At 62.1% G+C, this 17,389-nt stretch carries 17 protein-coding genes; 9 read left to right on the top strand and 8 right to left on the bottom strand.

Annotated features, from left to right (window positions below; genetic code table 11):
• Positions 1-97: 97 nt before the first annotated feature.
• Entirely contained in the window at positions 98-925 is an 828-nt protein-coding gene (locus IB265_RS04370; protein ID WP_057250633.1) for a DsbA family protein, read from the bottom strand.
• A 115-nt stretch (positions 926-1,040) separates the two neighbouring features.
• Positions 1,041-1,547: a DUF721 domain-containing protein gene (locus tag IB265_RS04365; protein ID WP_057250635.1), complete on the bottom strand. Its 507-nt coding sequence runs from the start codon at positions 1,545-1,547 to the stop codon at positions 1,041-1,043.
• 93 nt (positions 1,548-1,640) lie between these two features.
• On the opposite strand from IB265_RS04365, the gene mutY reads away from it, so the two are divergent.
• Together mutY and IB265_RS04355 are read left to right on the top strand one after the other, a co-directional pair.
• The gene (gene mutY, locus IB265_RS04360) at positions 1,641-2,729 is read left to right on the top strand and encodes an A/G-specific adenine glycosylase (RefSeq protein ID WP_057250637.1); all 1,089 of its coding nucleotides are present in this window, start codon (positions 1,641-1,643) and stop codon (positions 2,727-2,729) included.
• A gap of 23 nt (positions 2,730-2,752) precedes the next feature.
• Positions 2,753-3,370: an HAD family phosphatase gene (locus IB265_RS04355; RefSeq protein WP_057250639.1), complete on the top strand. Its 618-nt coding sequence runs from the start codon at positions 2,753-2,755 to the stop codon at positions 3,368-3,370.
• A 52-nt stretch (positions 3,371-3,422) separates the two neighbouring features.
• Here IB265_RS04355 and IB265_RS04350 read toward each other — a convergent pair whose 3' ends face one another.
• The 4 genes from IB265_RS04350 to IB265_RS04335 all read right to left on the bottom strand — a co-directional run bounded on the left by IB265_RS04350 (position 3,423) and on the right by IB265_RS04335 (position 6,005).
• Positions 3,423-3,824 carry a YkvA family protein gene (locus IB265_RS04350; protein WP_057250641.1) on the bottom strand — a complete coding sequence of 134 codons (402 nt, stop codon included), beginning with the start codon at positions 3,822-3,824 and terminating at the stop codon, positions 3,423-3,425.
• Between the two features lie 240 nt (positions 3,825-4,064).
• A complete protein-coding gene (locus tag IB265_RS04345) occupies positions 4,065-5,195 on the bottom strand; it encodes a site-specific DNA-methyltransferase (protein ID WP_057250643.1) in 1,131 nt (376 codons plus the stop codon).
• 135 nt (positions 5,196-5,330) lie between these two features.
• Complete coding sequence (locus tag IB265_RS04340; RefSeq protein ID WP_057250645.1) at positions 5,331-5,681, bottom strand: antibiotic biosynthesis monooxygenase; 351 nt, start codon at positions 5,679-5,681, stop codon at positions 5,331-5,333.
• Positions 5,682-5,684: 3 nt separating this feature from the next.
• Positions 5,685-6,005, bottom strand: a complete 321-nt coding sequence (locus IB265_RS04335; protein ID WP_057250647.1) for an NIPSNAP family protein — start codon at positions 6,003-6,005, stop codon at positions 5,685-5,687.
• A gap of 93 nt (positions 6,006-6,098) precedes the next feature.
• Here IB265_RS04335 and IB265_RS04330 point away from each other — a divergent pair, with 93 nt between their 5' ends.
• Positions 6,099-6,779 carry a helix-turn-helix transcriptional regulator gene (locus IB265_RS04330; RefSeq protein WP_057250649.1) on the top strand — a complete coding sequence of 227 codons (681 nt, stop codon included), beginning with the start codon at positions 6,099-6,101 and terminating at the stop codon, positions 6,777-6,779.
• A gap of 123 nt (positions 6,780-6,902) precedes the next feature.
• Here IB265_RS04330 and IB265_RS04325 read toward each other — a convergent pair whose 3' ends face one another.
• The gene (locus IB265_RS04325) at positions 6,903-7,571 is read right to left on the bottom strand and encodes a GntR family transcriptional regulator (RefSeq protein ID WP_057250651.1); all 669 of its coding nucleotides are present in this window, start codon (positions 7,569-7,571) and stop codon (positions 6,903-6,905) included.
• Positions 7,572-7,751: 180 nt separating this feature from the next.
• On the opposite strand from IB265_RS04325, the gene IB265_RS04320 reads away from it, so the two are divergent.
• Together IB265_RS04320 and IB265_RS04315 are read left to right on the top strand one after the other, a co-directional pair.
• A complete protein-coding gene (locus tag IB265_RS04320; protein WP_057250653.1) occupies positions 7,752-8,447 on the top strand; it encodes an HAD family hydrolase in 696 nt (231 codons plus the stop codon).
• A 224-nt stretch (positions 8,448-8,671) separates the two neighbouring features.
• Positions 8,672-9,778, top strand: coding sequence for an ABC transporter substrate-binding protein (locus tag IB265_RS04315; RefSeq protein WP_057250656.1), 1,107 nt, complete (start codon positions 8,672-8,674; stop codon positions 9,776-9,778).
• A 72-nt stretch (positions 9,779-9,850) separates the two neighbouring features.
• Here the strand turns inward: IB265_RS04315 and IB265_RS04310 are convergent, their stop codons facing one another.
• Positions 9,851-10,402, bottom strand: coding sequence for a hypothetical protein (locus IB265_RS04310; protein WP_057251086.1), 552 nt, complete (start codon positions 10,400-10,402; stop codon positions 9,851-9,853).
• 280 nt (positions 10,403-10,682) lie between these two features.
• Here IB265_RS04310 and thrC point away from each other — a divergent pair, with 280 nt between their 5' ends.
• The 4 genes from thrC (at position 10,683) to IB265_RS04290 (ending at position 17,314) form a co-directional block, all read left to right on the top strand.
• Positions 10,683-12,083 (top strand): threonine synthase, encoded by a 1,401-nt coding sequence (thrC, locus tag IB265_RS04305; protein WP_082615823.1) that lies wholly within the window; start codon positions 10,683-10,685, stop codon positions 12,081-12,083.
• 16 nt (positions 12,084-12,099) lie between these two features.
• Positions 12,100-13,401: a pitrilysin family protein gene (locus IB265_RS04300; protein WP_093232076.1), complete on the top strand. Its 1,302-nt coding sequence runs from the start codon at positions 12,100-12,102 to the stop codon at positions 13,399-13,401.
• A gap of 392 nt (positions 13,402-13,793) precedes the next feature.
• Positions 13,794-14,405 (top strand): GNAT family N-acetyltransferase, encoded by a 612-nt coding sequence (locus IB265_RS04295; RefSeq protein ID WP_057250658.1) that lies wholly within the window; start codon positions 13,794-13,796, stop codon positions 14,403-14,405.
• Positions 14,405-17,314: an EAL domain-containing protein gene (locus IB265_RS04290; protein ID WP_093232074.1), complete on the top strand. Its 2,910-nt coding sequence runs from the start codon at positions 14,405-14,407 to the stop codon at positions 17,312-17,314. The genes IB265_RS04295 and IB265_RS04290 overlap by 1 nt, the downstream gene beginning before the upstream one ends.
• Positions 17,315-17,389: the final 75 nt, after the last annotated feature.

The raw sequence follows: 17,389 nt of genomic DNA, 5'->3' as shown, positions 1-17,389 counted from the left end.
CGCTGGGGCGACGAGATACCCCCCTCTACAGCGCCGCGAAACGAAAAAAACGGGCGCACGGCTGCTGCCGTCGCCCGTTTTCAGGAAAAGCGAAGGATCAGAGCTTGCTGTCGATGAGGGCCGACATAACGTCAACCGACATGTCCCCCGAATAGTGCTCACCATTGACGAAGAAGGTCGGCGTCGACTGTACGCCGAAATCCTTTGCGCCCCGCTGCATGACAGAGTTCACATCATCCAGAAGTTTTTGGTTCGTCAAGCAGGCCTCGAAGCTCTCCTGTGTAAAACCGGCGAGTTTGGACATTTGCAGCAGCGCATCACGGCCGTTCTGGGCCGCGGCCCACTGCTGCTGCTGCTTGAAGAGCATGGAGATCATCGGGAAATACTGGCCTTCCGGCGCGCAACGCGCCAGCATGAAGGCGGCGGCCGCGCGCGGATCGAACGGGAATTCGCGCACGATGAAGCGGACCTTGCCGCTGTCGATGTACTTCGTCTTGATCGCTTCGAACGTGTTGTTGTGGAAGGCCGCGCAGTGCGGGCAGGTCATCGACATGTATTCGACGATGGTGACCGGCGCATTGGCTTCGCCCAGCGCCATTTCCGGCAGGACGCCCGGCTCGAGCAGCTTTGCCTGATCGACCGAGCCTTCCGAAGAAGGAAGCTCGACCTTCACGGGAGCGGAGGTCGACTGGGCGACTTCGGTGCCTGCAGCCGGCTTTGCTTCGGTGCTTGCAGGGGCCGCGGCCGTCGATGCCGTGGTGATGGCGTCCGTAGCGGGATTTGCCGCCGTCTCGCTCGCCTCGGTCGGCGCGGTTGATGCCGTTTCCTTCTTTTCGTCGCTGCAGGCAGCAAGCACCAGGGCGACGGTTGCGATGGCGGCACCGCTGAGCAGGCGTTTCGTAAGGTTCATTGCGGAAGCGGACATGAATTTGACCCGTGTTCGGAGGGATTTATGGTGTGGATTCGATATCTTGCTGCGCGCGGGGCGGCAAGTGGCCGGTCGTCAACAGAATTCAAAGAATTGTGACCGGCTGATGGCCCTACCGCCGACGCGGCGCGAGCACGGCCGTCCCAAGCCGACGCAAAGCCGCCTTCAGTTCTTCGCTCTCTATGCCCTCGACCATCGCTTCCAGCCGGCGCGCGGGCTCGCCCGAAAGTGGCTTCGGCTTGCCACGGTGTTTGTGCTGCGGCGACACGGGCTTCTGAACGATGCGCAGTTGGCCGATGGCATAGAAACCGAAGAAACCGTTGATGCGCTGGATCAGTTCGCCCTGGGCATGGGTCAGGAAGAGCGCACGTGCGCCTTCACAAGCGACCGTCAACACGCCCGGCTGGTAGCCGCCCTCACCCGAGATTTCCGAGGCGCGGCGCGGCCAGGCGATCTTCTCCGGCCGCGTGCAATCGGCGAAGCCTTCCCCGGCAATTTCGTCCCAGGAGCCGAGCAGCATGGTGTTGATGCCTGCCCGCTTGGCGAGGACGGGGTCGATCAGGCCGTTGGCGACTTCGCTGATCTGGACGACACCCTTGCGTGGCTTCTGCTCACTCACGAAAGCGACTTTCTGTATGCAACGTCGATTGAGCCTTGATGCCGCGGCTCCGCTTCGCCAAGTATAGGCCGGAAAGAGAACTCCCGGCAAATCATGCACGATTCAATCCCAGCGGCCGACGCCGCTCCCCTACTTTTGGAATGGTACGACAGGCACCACCGCGACCTGCCCTGGCGGGTCTCTCCGCCTATGGCGAGCCGAGGGATCGTTGCCGATCCCTATCACGTCTGGCTGTCGGAGGTCATGCTGCAGCAGACGACGGTCCAGGCAGTGAAGGCCTATTTCGAGAAGTTCCTGTCGCTGTGGCCGACAGTCGAGGACCTGGCGCGCGCCGAGAACGAGGACGTGATGAAGGCCTGGGCCGGGCTCGGCTATTATGCCCGTGCCCGCAACCTGAAGAAATGTGCCGAAGCCGTCGCGAACAGTCACGGTGGCCGTTTTCCCGACACGGAAGACGGGCTGAAATCCCTTCCGGGCATCGGCGACTACACCGCAGCCGCGATCGCGGCGATTGCCTTCAATCGCAAGAGCGCCGTACTCGACGGAAATGTCGAGCGGGTGATCTCGCGCCTCTATGCGATCGAAGCGCCCCTGCCGGCAGCGAAGCCCGAAATGCGGGCGCGCGTCGCCATCCTCACGCCTGATGATCGTCCGGGCGATTTCGCCCAGGCGATGATGGACCTCGGCGCGACGATCTGCACGCCGAAGCGGCCTGCCTGCTCGCTCTGTCCCTTCCGTGCGCACTGTCGCGCACTCTCGGTTGCCGATCCCGAGACCTTTCCGCGCAAGGCGCAGAAGAAAGAAAAGCCACTTCGGCGCGGCGCGGCCTTCGTCGCGATCGATGCCGACAATGCCGTCTATCTGCGCAAGCGGGTCGAAACCGGCCTTCTTGGCGGCATGACCGAGGTACCCGGCACCGACTGGACATCGCGACAGGACGGCGACACCTCGCTCGCCTCCCAACCCTTCGTTGCGCCCTGGGAAGACTGCGGAACCATCAGCCACGTCTTCACACATTTCGAGTTGCGTCTCTCCGTCTACCGCGCCAATGTCGCGCGCGCCGGAGCGGAGGGCGACGGCTGGTGGGAACCCGTTCACTCCCTCGGGGCCCAGGCGCTGCCGACGGTCATGAAAAAGGCGATCACCCAGGCGATCCCTGACGCCTTCAAGGCTGAACGCTGAAAGATCGAGCAAGGAATGCAGCTATGAGCAGCATCGATATCCGCCATATCGTCTTCGACATCGGCAAGGTGCTGATCCACTATGACCCCAACCTGCCCTATAGCCGCATCATTCCGGACGAGGCCGAGCGCGAATGGTTCTTCGCCAATGTCTGCACCCATGACTGGAACATCGAGCAGGACCGTGGCCGCCCCTGGGAGGAAGCCGAAGCGCTTTTGATCAAAGACCATCCGGAACGCGAAGAGCAGATCCGTGCGTTCCGCAAGTATTGGCAGGAGATGGTGCCGCACGCCTATGTCGAAACGGTCTCGCTGCTGGAGCGGCTGATCGCCGAAGGGCGCGACGTGACCATGCTGACCAATTTCGCCTCTGATACGTTCCGTGAGGCCCAGCAGCTCTATCCCTTCCTGACATTGCCGCGCGGCGTCACGGTTTCGGGCGACGTGAAGCTAATCAAACCCGATATTGCCATCTACGAGACGCACACCCGCACCTTCGGGCTTACCCCCTCGGCCACGCTCTTCATCGACGACAGCGTGCCGAATGTCGAAGCCGCACGGCTCGCCGGCTGGCATGCGGTACACTTCGTCGATCCGGAGAAACTGAAGGCCGACCTCGTCGCCTACGGCATCCATCCCTGACGCAGGCCGTCTCGCCGAAAACCAGCCGATGGCCAGCTAAGTTGCGGTATCGTCAGCTTTCGGCCGAAACCATGCGCCACACCACCCAGCCAGCAAGCGCTGCGACCACCAGCCAGATGCATAGGATCGCGACCAGACCGCCGCGGCTGGACGGGCGCCCCTCCTGTGCCGTCGCCCGCTCCCGAAATTCGTGCATCAGCGCCGGCGGCACGAGACGCACCGCCAACAGGATGCCGAGCGGAACGATGACCAGATCATCAAGGTAGCCGAGCACCGGAATGAAATCGGGGATCAAGTCGACCGGCGACAGCGCATAGGCCGCCACGGCGCCGGCAACGAATTTCGCTGAAAGCGGCGTTCGAGGATCTCGTGCAGCGAACCAGAGTGCTACGACGTCGCGTTTGATTTGACGCGCCCATTGCTTCACGCGCTTGAGTCGATCGGGAGAGGTCATGCGGAAGGCACCCCATGTTCGGGTGAAGACTGGTTTCTCCGAACCCTATTTCCGGACGCAAGGACTGGCAATCAGGCGAAGCTTCGTTGCCTATCGCGTCAACCCGGCAAGCGTACCGGAAACATACAAATGCCCGGAATCCCCTTTTCGAGGATTCCGGGCATTTAAAGCACTCCTTCCGGGACTGAAGGTACAAAAACCGGTCGGAGCGCTTTTCGAAGGATCCGGCGAACTGGTTGATCAGTTCAGCTTTGCCAGATCATTTCGAATGACGGTTCTGAGTTCGTCGATGGGCTTCAGGGTGTTCCCGTCTTCGAAGTGCCAGAATGTCCATCCGTTGCATGCATCAAGCCCCTGGACCTTGGCGCCCAGGCGGTGAATTGAGCCGGCCTCGCCGCCGGAAGCGACCGTGCCGTCGGCGCGGACGATCGCGCTGTAGCGGCGCTTGGCGTCCGTGAGCACCGTGCCGGGCTTGATCAGCCCGCTTTCGATCAGCGTGTTGAAGGCGACACGCGGTTCGGCCTTCTTGCCGGTCATCACCGACAGCATGGCCTTGCCGAGCGGTTCGACCGCGTCGATGCGTGCCGATGCCGCGTCGATATAATCCTGCTCGCGCTCGATGCCGACGAAATGGCGGCCGAGGCGCTTGGCGACGGCACCGGTCGTGCCGGAGCCGAAGAAGGGATCGAGCACGACGTCGCCAGGCTTGGTGGAGGCCATGAGGATACGGGCGAGCAGTGCTTCTGGCTTCTGCGTCGGATGCACCTTCTTGCCGTCGTCGCCCTTCAGGCGCTCGTGACCGGAGCAGATCGGAAACAGCCAGTCGGAGCGCATCTGCACGTCGTCATTGGCCGCCTTCATCGCATCGTAGTTGAAGGTGTAGCCCTTGGCATTTGCGTTCGGCGTCGCCCAGATCAGCGTTTCATGGGCGTTCTGGAACCGGCGACCCTTGAAGTTCGGCATCGGGTTGGTCTTGCGCCAGATGATATCGTTGAGGATCCAGAAGTGCAGGTCCTGCAGGATGGCGCCGACGCGGAAGATGTTGTGGTAGGAGCCGATGACCCAGAGCGTGCCGGTCGGCTTCAGCACGCGGCGGCAGGCGAGCAGCCAGGCGCGGGTGAAGGCGTCATAGGCCTCGAAGGAGGCGAACTGATCCCATTCGTCATCGACGGCATCGACCACCGACTGATCGGGACGGGTCAGCATGCCGCCGAGCTGGAGGTTGTAGGGCGGGTCGGCGAAAACGACGTCGACAGAATTGTCGGGAAGCGCATTGAGCGCCGCAACGCAGTCACCCTTGATGATGCTGTCGAGCCAGCCCAGCGGGCGGGTGGAACGGGAGACTTCGGCAAGCGAAACAACTGAAGACATGGACAACTCGCAAATACGCTTACTCGGAACGGACTATGGAGCTTATGGTTACCGAAGATGGTTACCAAAGCCTGAAGGCCGTTCCGAAAAAGTTCGTATTCACGCCATGTTAGTGAGAACTTTTGCAGCGGCGTTTCATTTGGCGTCGTGAAAGGTGCGGCTGTCGGCCGGCGCTTCACGGCGCTCGTTCAGCCCGTAATCACGGATGACGGAGGCGATGCGCAGGCGATAGTCGGCAAAGATGCCATGGCGTCCCGCATCCTGCGCAGCGCGATGTTCGGCGCCGTTCCGCCAAGCCTTCACCGCCTCCTCGTCGCGCCAGAAGGATAGGGACAGCACCTTGTCGGGATTGGCGAGACTCTGGAACCGCTCGATCGAGATGAAACCATCGATGTCGTCGAGCAGTGGGCGCAGATCGGCGGCAATGCCGAGATAGGTGTCGCGACAACCCTCGGCCGGCAGGACTTCGAAGATGACGGCAATCATGTTTCACTTACCTCCGGCAGGCATAGATACGTTCTTCAGGAAGATTCGCTCCTCCTTCAGGATAAACCGCTCGCGGCGGGAAAAGGCGTAATTCTCTCGGCCGAGCGGATCGGCGGCAAGCCGGGCGCGATAGGCCTCGTAAGCCGCGAGGCTCTCGATGTTGTAGACCCCGTAGGCCGTTGTCGCCGAACCCTCGTGTGGTCCGAAATAGCCGATGAGATCAGCGCCGCAGCGCGGGATCGCCTCGCCCCAGTTGCGCGAATAGGTGGCGAACTCCTCCTTCTTGAAGGGATCGATTTCGTAGCGGATGAAGCAGGTGATCATCGTCGTCTCCTTGTGGCCACGGCATTTTGCGGGCCTTCGATGAGTGGAGTATGCCCGCTTGTTCGATAGGGATGCTTCGACTACGATCGAAGTATGAAGGAAGGTCCTGACATCGCTCTCATCGGATCGCTGATCGGCGATCCCGCCCGCGCCAACATGCTGACGGCGCTGATGGCCGGCCGTGCCCTGACGGCGACCGAACTTGCGACCCACGCCGGCATCACGCTGCAGACCGCCAGTTCCCACCTTTCCAAACTCGAAGCCGGTGGCCTGCTCACCCAGCGCAAGCAGGGACGGCACCGCTATTTCCAACTCGCGGAAGACGAAGTCGGGCTGATGCTCGAGAACCTGATGGGTTTTGCCGCCAGCCGCGGCATGAACCGCCATCGACCAGGCCCTAAGGATCCGGCGCTCCGGAAGGCGCGCGTCTGCTACAACCATCTCGCCGGCGACTATGGCGTACGCATGTATGACAGCCTGATTGCCGAGAAGCAGATCGAGGTCAAAGGCGACGACCTGGCGCTGACGCCGGCCGGCCAGAGCCGGATCGAGGCGCTCGGCATCGACTATGCCGCATTGAAAAAATCCCGGCGGCCGATCTGCCGCACCTGTCTCGACTGGAGCGAGCGTCGCTCGCATCTCGCGGGATCTCTGGGCGAAGCGCTGCTGACGCTGTTCATCGACAAGGGCTGGGCAAAACGCGAGGCCAACAGCCGCGCCATCCGCTTTACGGCCAATGGCGACAAGGCGTTTTCGGAGCTGTTCCCGCAGTAGTGGCTGCGCGTCTCAATCGACGCAATTCCGGACGGAAAACCGCTTCACACTTTTCCTGGAATTGCTTCGTAGTTAACGCAATTCCGGACGGAAAACCGTCTCACACTTTTCCTGGAATTGCTGCTAGCCGACGATCGAGAAGGCTTCGCGGGTTTCGCCGGCCGCTGTCCTCACCGGCGTCTTCCCGATCCATCCAACATGGCGTTCCAGGATCTTTGCAGCCTCGTCGCCGCGGCCTTCGCGCAAGGCTGCGAGGATCGCGCGGTGATCGTGGTCGGTGCGCGCTTCCCAGCTCGTGCGCCAGGCAGAGAAGAGAAAACGGGCGCTTGCCGCATGCAGATCGTCGATCGCGGCCAAGAGCCTCGGCATGCCGCAGGGCTGCAGGATCAATCGGTGAAAGGCGCGGTTCGCCGCTTCCCAGGAGCGCACGTCGCGCGAGGTGTCGGCGGCGACCGTCGCCGCTTCGGCCCGATCAAGGATCGCCGGCGTCAAATGCGGGATCGCATGGCGTAGAGCCAGAACCTCGAGAACCGCGCGCATCTCCGCAACCTCCCTCACCTCCTTGAGATCGAAGGAGGCGACGCGGACGCCGCGGCGCGGTTCGCTGACGGCAAGCCCCTGGGCCTCCAGCCGCCGAAAAGCCTCGCGAACGGGAACGTGGCTCGCGCCGAATTCCTCGGCGATGTGATCCTGCCGCAAGCGCTCCCCGGGCATCAAAATGCCGGAGATGATCCTCTCGGCGAGTGCCCTGCTGATGCGACTTGCAAGTGTGTCGTCCTGTTGCTTTTCCATCGCCTACAGATAGAGCCGCGAAACAATACTGTCGAGCAAGCGGAACAGCGGTTTCGATAATTTCCAAAGGTTGAGCTTTCGGCCGCCTTCGTATAAAGCTCTGGCGTACGAAAGCCCCGCGCCGCGCAAGCTATCCTCCCCCTGCCTGCGGCGCCTTCTTCTCCCAGGGAACTGTTTCAAATGTCCGGTATCGATCTCATCATTTTTGATTGCGACGGCGTTCTCGTCGATTCCGAAATCATCGCTTCGGAAGTCGAAGCCGCGCTGCTCACCGAAGCGGGTTATCCGATCAGCGTCGAAGAAATGGCTGAGCGTTTTGCCGGCATGACCTGGCACAACACGCTGTTGCAGATCGAGAAGGAAGCGAGCATCCCGCTTTCCGCGTCGCTGATCGGCAAGGTAGACACCATTCTCGACGAACGTCTGGAGCGCGACGTCAAGATCATCGACGGCGTCAAGCCGATGCTGCTGCAGCTCACCCTGCCCCATTGCATCTGCTCGAACTCCACCTCGGCGCGCCTCGCCATGATGCTCGGCAAGGTCGGCATCAAGGACCACTTCGGCCCGCGCATCTACTCGGCGCGCGACCTCGGACCCGATCGCGTCAAGCCGAAGCCGGACATCTTCCTGCATGGTGCCAAGCAGATGGGCGTGGACCCGTCGCGGGTGCTGGTCATCGAGGACTCGGTGCATGGTATCCACGGCGCGCGTGCCGCCGGCATGCGCGTCGTCGGCTTCACCGGCGGCTCCCACACCTTCCCGTCGCATGCCGACAAGCTGACGGAAGCCGGCGCGGAGACCGTGATCTCGCGCATGACGGCCCTTCCGGGCGTGATCGCAGCACTTTCCGAATGGTCGGAATCGCTGACAGCCTGAGACGCCGCGGCCGACCGATTTTGCCCCCTTTCGCCCCGGCCTTCAGCCGGAGCGGGAAAGAAGCCTTCGGCCACCACGGCAGGCGTCCAATTAGGCGTCGAGGGACACGATGACACATTGCAGTCGCGTCGCGTCCCCTAGAAAATCTCCCAGGTTTTCGAAAAGCCGCGCACGAGGGCCATATCAAGCAAGCCCCATCAGGGGTATTTCTAGGAGGAAACACTATGCGTCTTTCAATGTTGACTGGCCTGACCCTGGCGGCCAGCGTCGCCTTCGGCCCGCTCGCCTTTGCCGATATCACCGTTGGCGTCATCACGCCGCTCACCGGCCCGGTCGCGGCCTATGGCGAGCAGGTGAAGAACGGGGCGGAAACGGCCGCTGAAGAGATCAACAAGGCTGGCGGCATCAACGGCGAAAAGATCGTCCTGAAGCTGCTCGACGACGCCGGCGACCCGAAGCAGGCCGTTTCGGTTGCCAACCAGGCGGCTGGCGAAGGCATCCGCTACGTGGTCGGCCCGGTGCTTTCGGGCACCTCGATGGCGGCTTCCGACGTTCTCGCCGAGAACGGCATTCTGATGGTGACGCCGACGGCAACGACGCCTGACCTCACCACCCGCGGCCTCTGGAACGTGCTGCGCACCTGCGGCCGCGACGACCAGCAGGCTGAGGTCGCCGCTGCCTATGTGGTCAAGAACCTCAAGGACAAGAAGGTCGCCGTGCTGCACGACAAGGCTCCTTACGGCAAGGGTCTCGCTGACGGCTTCAAGAAGGCGATCAACGCAGGCGGCATCACCGAGGTCGTCTATGAAGGCCTGAACCCGGGCGACAAGGACTTCAGCGCCATCGTCACCCGCCTGAAGGCCGAGAATGTCGATGTCGTCTACTTCGGTGGCTACCATCCGGAAGGCGGCCTGCTCGCACGCCAGATGCACGATCAGAGCGTGAAGGCACAGATCTTTGGCGGCGACGGCCTGTCGAACACGGAATTCTGGGCAATCGGCGGCGAAGCTGCGACCGGCACGGTCTACACCAACGCCAGCGACGCGACCCGCAACCCGGCATCAGCTCCAGCCGTCGAAGCGCTGAAGGCGAAGAACATTCCGGCCGAAGCCTTCACTCTCAACGCCTACGCCGCCGTGCAGGTGTTGAAGGCTGGCATCGAGAAGGCCGGCTCCGCCGAAGACGCGACTGCGGTTGCCACTGCGATCAAGTCCGGCGAAGCGATCGACACGGTGCTCGGCAAGCTGACCTATGGCGAAGCCGGCGACCTCACCTCGCAGGCTTTCTCGCTCTACAAGTGGGAAGGCGGCAAGAGCGTTCCGGCTGAATAAGCTAGAGCGCGATATAAAATAGAAACGCCGGGGCTTGCCCCGGCGTTTTTGTTTGCAGGCTGCAATCGCAGCTTACTTTTTCTTGCCCTTTGCCGGCGGACCTTCGTCGAAGCCGACATAGACCGTGGCGTTGGAACCGGACCCTGCCGGCAATGTCACGTCGGCCTTGGTGAAGACGAACTGCGCCGAACCGGTCGAAGGAATTTCGACCGCATGCTGCGTCAGCTCGGAATAGAGCGTCTTGTCGTCGTCGGTCGCAGCCACGCGGATCGGCATGGTGATCTTGCCGGGACCGCCGGCGGGACCGCTGACGACGCGGCCCTGGACCACGACAGTAATGGTTATCGCGCTCTCGCTCTGTACGCATTGGCGCGTCGTGTCGGCAAGAGAGGCTTGGTAGACGAGCTTCGACGGGTCGTTTTTGGCACCCTTGGCGTAGCTGGTGAACACATTTGTGCCGTCACGCAGGACGACCTGCGGGCATGCCGCCTGGACGACGGCTGGCGTCGGAGCGGTGGCGCTGCCGCCCGCATCGATCGCTCCGCCGGATTGCGTCTTGTTGCAGCCGGCGAGGACCGCGAGAAAAGATATTGCGAGAACAGGCCGGGATACTTTGCCAAACACGTTGAACAACCTCTGCTGGACCGGTTGAAACTCCTTGACCGAAATCTCGGCCGGAAGACCTTTCATGGCCTTCGGGCATCGTCTATAGCAGCGACAAACTGAAAAATCGATTGGGTCGGCGTGTCCCTTCCGAATTTTCCGAAACCTGATCTACGGTCGGAAATTGCGTCGGTGACAAGAATAGATGCAGACTTTGTCAAGGACTGACGCAATAAGACGGGCAAACCGCGGCGCCGCTTTCTAGGGTCGTCGCGATCGGCAGGTGGGACGAAGGACAATCATGGTGAAGTATATCTCGACGCGCGGCGAATCCGCTCCTCTCGGCTTCTGCGACGCGCTGCTTGCCGGTCTTGCGCGCGATGGCGGTCTTTATCTCCCCAAAGAATGGCCGAAGTTTTCCAAGAAGGAAATCCGCGGCTTGCGCGGCAAATCCTATCAGGAGATCGCGTTCGCCGTCCTCGAGCCCTTCACCAACGGCGAGATCCCGGCGGCCAAGTTCCGCGAAATGATCGACGAAGCCTACGCCACCTTCCGCCACCCGGCCGTGGCTCCGCTCGTCCAGACCGGCCCGAATGCCTTTGTCATGGAGCTGTTCCACGGCTCGACGCTCGCCTTCAAGGACGTGGCGATGCAACTGCTTGCGCGGCTAATGGACTATGTGCTGGCCGAGCGCGACGAGCGCGCCACCATCGTCGGCGCGACCTCGGGCGACACCGGCGGTGCGGCGATCGACGCCTTCGCCGGCCGCGAACGCACCGACATCTTCATCCTCTTCCCGCACGGCAAGGTTTCGCCGGTGCAGCAGCGACAGATGACGACGTCGCAGGCATCAAACGTTCACGCCATTGCCGTCAAGGGCAACTTCGACGATTGCCAGAACCTCGTCAAAGCCATGTTCAACGACGGAGCCTTCCGCGATCGCGTCAAGCTTTCGGGTGTCAACTCGATCAACTGGGCGCGCATCATGGCCCAGATCGTCTATTATTTCACCACTTCGGTCGCGCTCGGCGGGCCGGATCGCAAGATCTCCTTCACGGTGCCCACCGGCAACTTCGGCGACATCTTCGCCGGTTACGTCGCCAAGCGCATGGGCCTGCCGATCGACAAGCTGGTGATCGCCACCAACGAAAACGACATCCTCGCCCGCACGCTGAAGACCGGGCGCTACGAGATGCGCGACGTCAAGGCGACCACTGCACCGTCGATGGACATCCAGATCTCGTCGAACTTCGAACGGCTTCTGTTCGAGGTGAGCGACCGTGATCCGGGCGAAGTGCGCGCGGCAATGGACGGCCTCAAGCAGTCCGGTTCCTTCACCATTCGCGATAAGGCGCTGAAGGCCATCCGCAAGGAATTCCGCGCCGGCCGCGCCTCGGAGAAGGAAGTGGACAAGACGATCGCCAAGACGCTGGAAGAAACCGGCTATCTTCTTGATCCCCACAGCGCTGTCGGCGTCTTCGTTGCCGAGAAGTACGAGAAGCCGTCTGCTCCCATGGTGACGCTCGCCACCGCCCATCCGGCGAAATTCCCGGACGCGGTAAAATCGGCCAGTGGTATTGACCCGGCGCTTCCGACGTGGCTTGCTGACCTGATGAACAGGGAGGAGCGTTTCGATATCCTGGATGCGGACCTGAAGAGCGTCGAGACCTTTATCGGCGAGCGCACCCGTCTCCGGGGGTAAGAACGAGAAGAAACGTATGATGAAAGTTGAGTGCACCCGGCTCCCTTCCGGGTTGACGGTGGTAACCGAGCAGATGCCGCATCTCGAAAGCGTGGCGCTCGGGGTGTGGATCAAGTCCGGTTCGCGTAATGAAACCCTGGGCGAACATGGCATTGCCCACCTGCTGGAGCACATGGCTTTCAAGGGCACCGCGCGGCGCACCGCCCGCCAGATTGCCGAAGAAATCGAAAATGTCGGCGGCGAAGTCAACGCCGCCACGTCGACCGAGACGACGTCCTACTATGCGCGCGTCCTCAAGGACCATGTACCGCTGGCGGTCGACATTCTCGCCGACATCCTCACCGAATCCACTTTCGACGACGAGGAGCTGCGGCGCGAGAAGCAGGTGATCCTGCAGGAAATCGGCGCTGCCGACGACACGCCGGATGACGTGGTCTTCGACCGCTTCGCCGAGACCGCCTATCGCAACCAGACCGTCGGACGTCCGATCCTCGGCACCCCCGAGACGGTCATGTCGTTTTCCGCCGGCCAGATCCGCCACTATCTCGGCCGCAATTACACGACCGACCGCATGTTCGTGGTCGCCGCCGGCGCCGTCGAACACGACGCGTTCGTTCGCCAGGTCGAGGAACGCTTCTCCTCGCTGCCGCGCACGCCGATCGCGACCCCGGTGCTCGAAACCGCCCGCTACACCGGCGGAGAAAGCCGCGAGACGCGCGACCTGATGGACGCGCAGGTCCTGCTCGGCTTCGAAGGCAAGGCCTATCACGCCCGCGACTTCTATTGCTCGCAGATCCTCGCCAACATCCTCGGCGGCGGCATGTCCTCCCGCCTCTTCCAGGAAGTGCGCGAACATCGCGGCCTCTGTTATTCGGTCTATGCCTTCCATTGGGGCTTTTCCGACACCGGTATCTTCGGTGTGCACGCGGCAACCGGCGGCGAGAACCTGCCGGAACTGATGCCCGTCATCGTCGACGAACTGCGCAAGTCCTCGATGAACATCGAGCAGCAGGAAATCGAGCGGGCCCGCGCCCAGATCCGTGCACAATTGCTGATGGGCCAGGAAAGCCCGGCCGCCCGCGCCGGCCAGATCGCCCGCCAGATGATGCTCTACGGCCGCCCGATCCCCAACGAAGAACTGATGGAGCGCCTGTCCGGCATTACCATCGAACGCCTGACCGATCTTGCCGGCCGGCTGTTCTTCGATACGACGCCGACGCTCTCGGCGATCGGCCCGCTGGAGCAGCTTGCCCCGATGGGCGACATCCTGTCGACATTGACCGGCAAGGCCGCCGTACCGCACGCCGTCGCCAGCTAAACAGGCCCAGATCATTTCATGGTTTCATCGAAACCGTGAAATGATCTTGCCTTTTCGAGGCGACCGCATGTCTCCTTAAATCGACCTCGACTTAAGGACAAAGACATGCAGAAAATCAAAGTGCTACAGCGACCTTTGCGCGTCTGACAAGACGCGCGGCGCTGTAGGCAACTCCTGGCGGAAAGCGTTTGCCACTTTTCCTGAAATTGCCCCGGGCCGCCGAGGACGCAAACACCATATCCAAATGGTGAAGTCTTTGCGCCTTTTCGCAAATTCGGATTCGATTTGCGCGCAAAGTTGTGCAACGTTTCGGTTTGGACAGCGCAAAGGCGCGCTGCCGGGCGGATGATAAAAGGTCCCCGCACGCAAACTGGACGGCCTCGGAGGCAGCTATGACACGATCGGTTTTTCGGTTCCTGTCGCGGCAGCCGGAGGCGATCGAAATTGCCGACCAGAATTATCTGCTGCGGCTCCCGCGCTATGCCGATTATCGTCAATGGTACCAGCTCAGAAGCGAGAGCCGCGCCTTCCTGGAGCCTTGGGAACCATCCTGGCGTACTGACGAGATGACAGAGAGTTCCTTTCGCAGCCGGGTCATCCGCAACGAACAGGAATATTCGTCCGGCCAGGCCGTGCCGCTCTTTCTTTTCCACAAGCCAGACGAGACGCTGCTCGGGGGGCTGACCATCGGCCACATCCGCCGCGGCGCCGGGCAAAACTGCATGATCGGCTACTGGATGGGCGCGCGCCACGCCGGCAAGGGCCATATGTACGCGGCCCTGAGGCTCGCTATTCCCTACATCTTTTCGACCCTTGAGTTGCACCGTATTGAAGCAGCCTGTATTCCGGACAACTCAAGAAGCATCCGGCTCCTTGAAAAGGCCGGTTTTGAGCGTGAAGGCTACTTAAGACAGTACTTGAGAATCAATGGCCAGTGGCGAGACCACGTGCTCTTTTCTCTCCTGTCCGACGATGCCCTACCGAACAGGAATATGCCCCTTTGATGCCTCTAGCCCGCTCGCCCTTCGCTTGGTCAGCCTCGAAGCTGGCAGCGTTTCTAATTGCGCTCACGACGTTTTTCTGCGCGCTCGGCGGTGCGGCCCAGGCTCTGGAGCCGGTGAAGATTTCGCGCGAGGACACCGCGCTCGACCTGACGGCAACGACCGAGATCTACAGCGGCCGTAACGAGGCCTTCCAGGTCTCGACCGCGCCCGGAACCGACGGCATCGTGCGCCGCATCGAAGTGCGCTCCAGCAGCGAAGACCATCAGGGCGACTGGGCGGTGTTCGCGCTCGCCAACGTTTCGGCCGAACCGCTCGACCGCGTGATCGTGGCGCCGCATTTCCGGCTGGTGAATTCCAAGCTCTTCTGGCCGGATCTCGGCTCCAAGCGCATCCTTTCGATTACACCCAGCGAAGGCTTCGCGCTCAGCCGCGAGCCGAGCGACGAGGCGGACGTCTTCCGTATCACGCTGGCGCCGGGCGTCATCATCACCTTCGTCGCCGAACTCGCGACGCCGGAGCTGCCACAAATCTATCTGTGGGAGCCGGACTCCTACAAAGACACGGTCAACGCCTTCACACTCTACCGCGGCATCGTGCTTGGCATTGCCGGCCTGCTCGCGGTGTTCCTGACCATTCTTTTCGTCGTCAAGGGAACCTCGATGCTGCCGGCAACGGCGGCGCTCGCCTGGGCGGTTCTCGCCTATATCTGCGTCGATTTCGGCTTCCTGTCGAAGCTCATCAGCGTCACCGCAGGCGACGAACGAATATGGCGAGCGGGCACCGAGGTCTTCCTCGCGGCGGGCCTCGTGATCTTCCTGTTCACCTATCTCAATCTCAACCGCTGGCACCAGCATCTGGGTTACGCCACACTCGCCTGGATCCTGGGCCTCGGCCTGCTTTTCGGCGTCGCCGTCTATGATCCGGCAATTGCGTCCGGCATCGCCCGCCTTTCCTTTGCGCTGACGGCAACCGTCGGGATCGTGTTGATCGCCTATCTCGGCTTCAACCGCTACGACCGCGCAATCCTTCTGGTGCCGGCCTGGCTGCTCATACTCGTCTGGCTCTTCGGCGCGTGGCTGACCGTCACCGGCCAGCTCGCCAACGACATCGTGCAGCCGGCGCTCGGCGGCGGTCTCGTCCTCATCGTGCTCCTGATCGGCTTCACCGTCATGCAGCATGCGGTTGCCGGCAGCGGCTACCAGCAGGGCCTGTTCTCGGATCTCGAACGCCAGTCGCTCGCGCTCACCGGCTCCGGCGACACCGTCTGGGACTGGGACGTCGCCCGCGACCGCGTGGTGACCATGCCCGATATCTCGACGCAGCTCGGCTTGTCGCTCGGCAGCATGCACGGCCCCTTGCGCAACTGGTTGCCGCGGCTCCACCCTGATGACCGCGACCGCTTCCGGGCGACGCTCGACGTGCTTCTGGAGCGCCGCCGCGGCAAGCTCAATCATGAATTCCGCGTGCGCGCCGAGGACGGCCACTATCACTGGCTTTCCATTCGCGCCCGGCCAGTGCTCGGCGCCAACGGCGAAATCATCCGCTGTGTCGGCACTATCATCGACATCACCGAACAGCGCAATTCCGTGGAGCGTCTGCTGCACAACGCGCTGCTCGACAATCTGACCGGCCTTCCGAACCGCCAGGTCTTCCTCGACCGGCTGCAGGCGATCCTGCTGATGGCCGACGGCAGCAATTCGGTGCGCCCGACGGTGCTCGCAATCGACATCGACCGCTACAAGCAGGTCAATGATCTCCTGGGCATCGCCGCCGGCGACAACATCCTGATCGCCTTGACGCGACGGTTGCGGCGGCTCCTGCGCCCGCAGGACACGCTTGCCCGCCTCGGCGGCGACCAGTTCGGCCTGATCCTGATGTCGGAGCGCGATCCCGCCAAGGTCGCGGATTTCGCCGACGCGGTGAGCAAGGCGATCATGGTGCCGCTCAACTACGGCAACCGCGAAATCAACCTGACGGCTTCGATCGGCCTCGTCTCCTGGCTCGACCAGGAGCAAAGCGCAGCAGGCCTGCTCGACGATGCCGAGCTCGCCATGTTCCGGGCAAAGAAGGAAGGCGGCAACCGTGTCGAGCCCTTCCGCCCTGCTTTCCGTACTTCTGGATCGGACCGGCTTCAGCTCGAAGCCGATCTCAAGCGGGCGATCGAACGCAAGGAGCTCTCGCTGGTCTATCAGCCGATCGTCCGGCTGAATGATGCGGAGATCGCCGGTTTCGAAGCGCTGATGCGCTGGGATCATCCGAAGCGCGGCAACATCTCGCCGACCGAGTTCATTCCGATTGCCGAGAATTCCGACCTCATCAACCAGCTCGGCATGTTCGCCTTCGACAAGGCAACGAGCGATCTGACGGAATGGCAAGTCCAGACCGGCGACCTGCCGATCTTCGTCTCGATCAACCTTTCGAGCGCGCAGCTGCTCAACAACGAGCTCTATGACGACGTCCGCGCAATTCTCACCAAAAACCGCTGCGATCCGGGTAAAGTGAAGATGGAACTGACGGAATCGCTCGTGATGGAAAATCCCGAGCAAGCCCGTCTCGTCCTCGAAAAGCTGAAGGAAGCCGGATTGAAACTGGCACTCGACGACTTCGGTACCGGCCATTCGTCGCTTTCCTACCTCACCCGCTTCCCCTTCGACACGATCAAGATCGACAAGGCGCTGGTGCGCGACCCGAGCGACAAACGCGGCATCCTGCTGCGCTCGGTGATCACCATGGCGCGTGAGCTCGACATGCAGGTGGTGGCCGAGGGTATCGAATCCGAAGACGATGCAATCCAGCTTTCACAGATGGGCTGCGACTACGGCCAGAGCTTCCTCTTCGGCCCGCCGATCGGCTCGGAATCGATCCAGCGACTGTTGAAGGAGCGCTTTCCGCTGATGAAGCGGGCGTGAGTTCGGCAACACGACGCCGCTCAGCGCGCACATCGCCATAAGCCCGTCGGCTACAGCCCGGCGGGCTTTTCATTT

The sequence above is a fragment of the Ensifer sp. ENS10 genome (genome assembly GCF_014852025.1).
Taxonomy (GTDB): Bacteria; Pseudomonadota; Alphaproteobacteria; order Rhizobiales; family Rhizobiaceae; genus Ensifer.
This window is presented reverse-complemented; position numbering and strand designations above follow the sequence as displayed.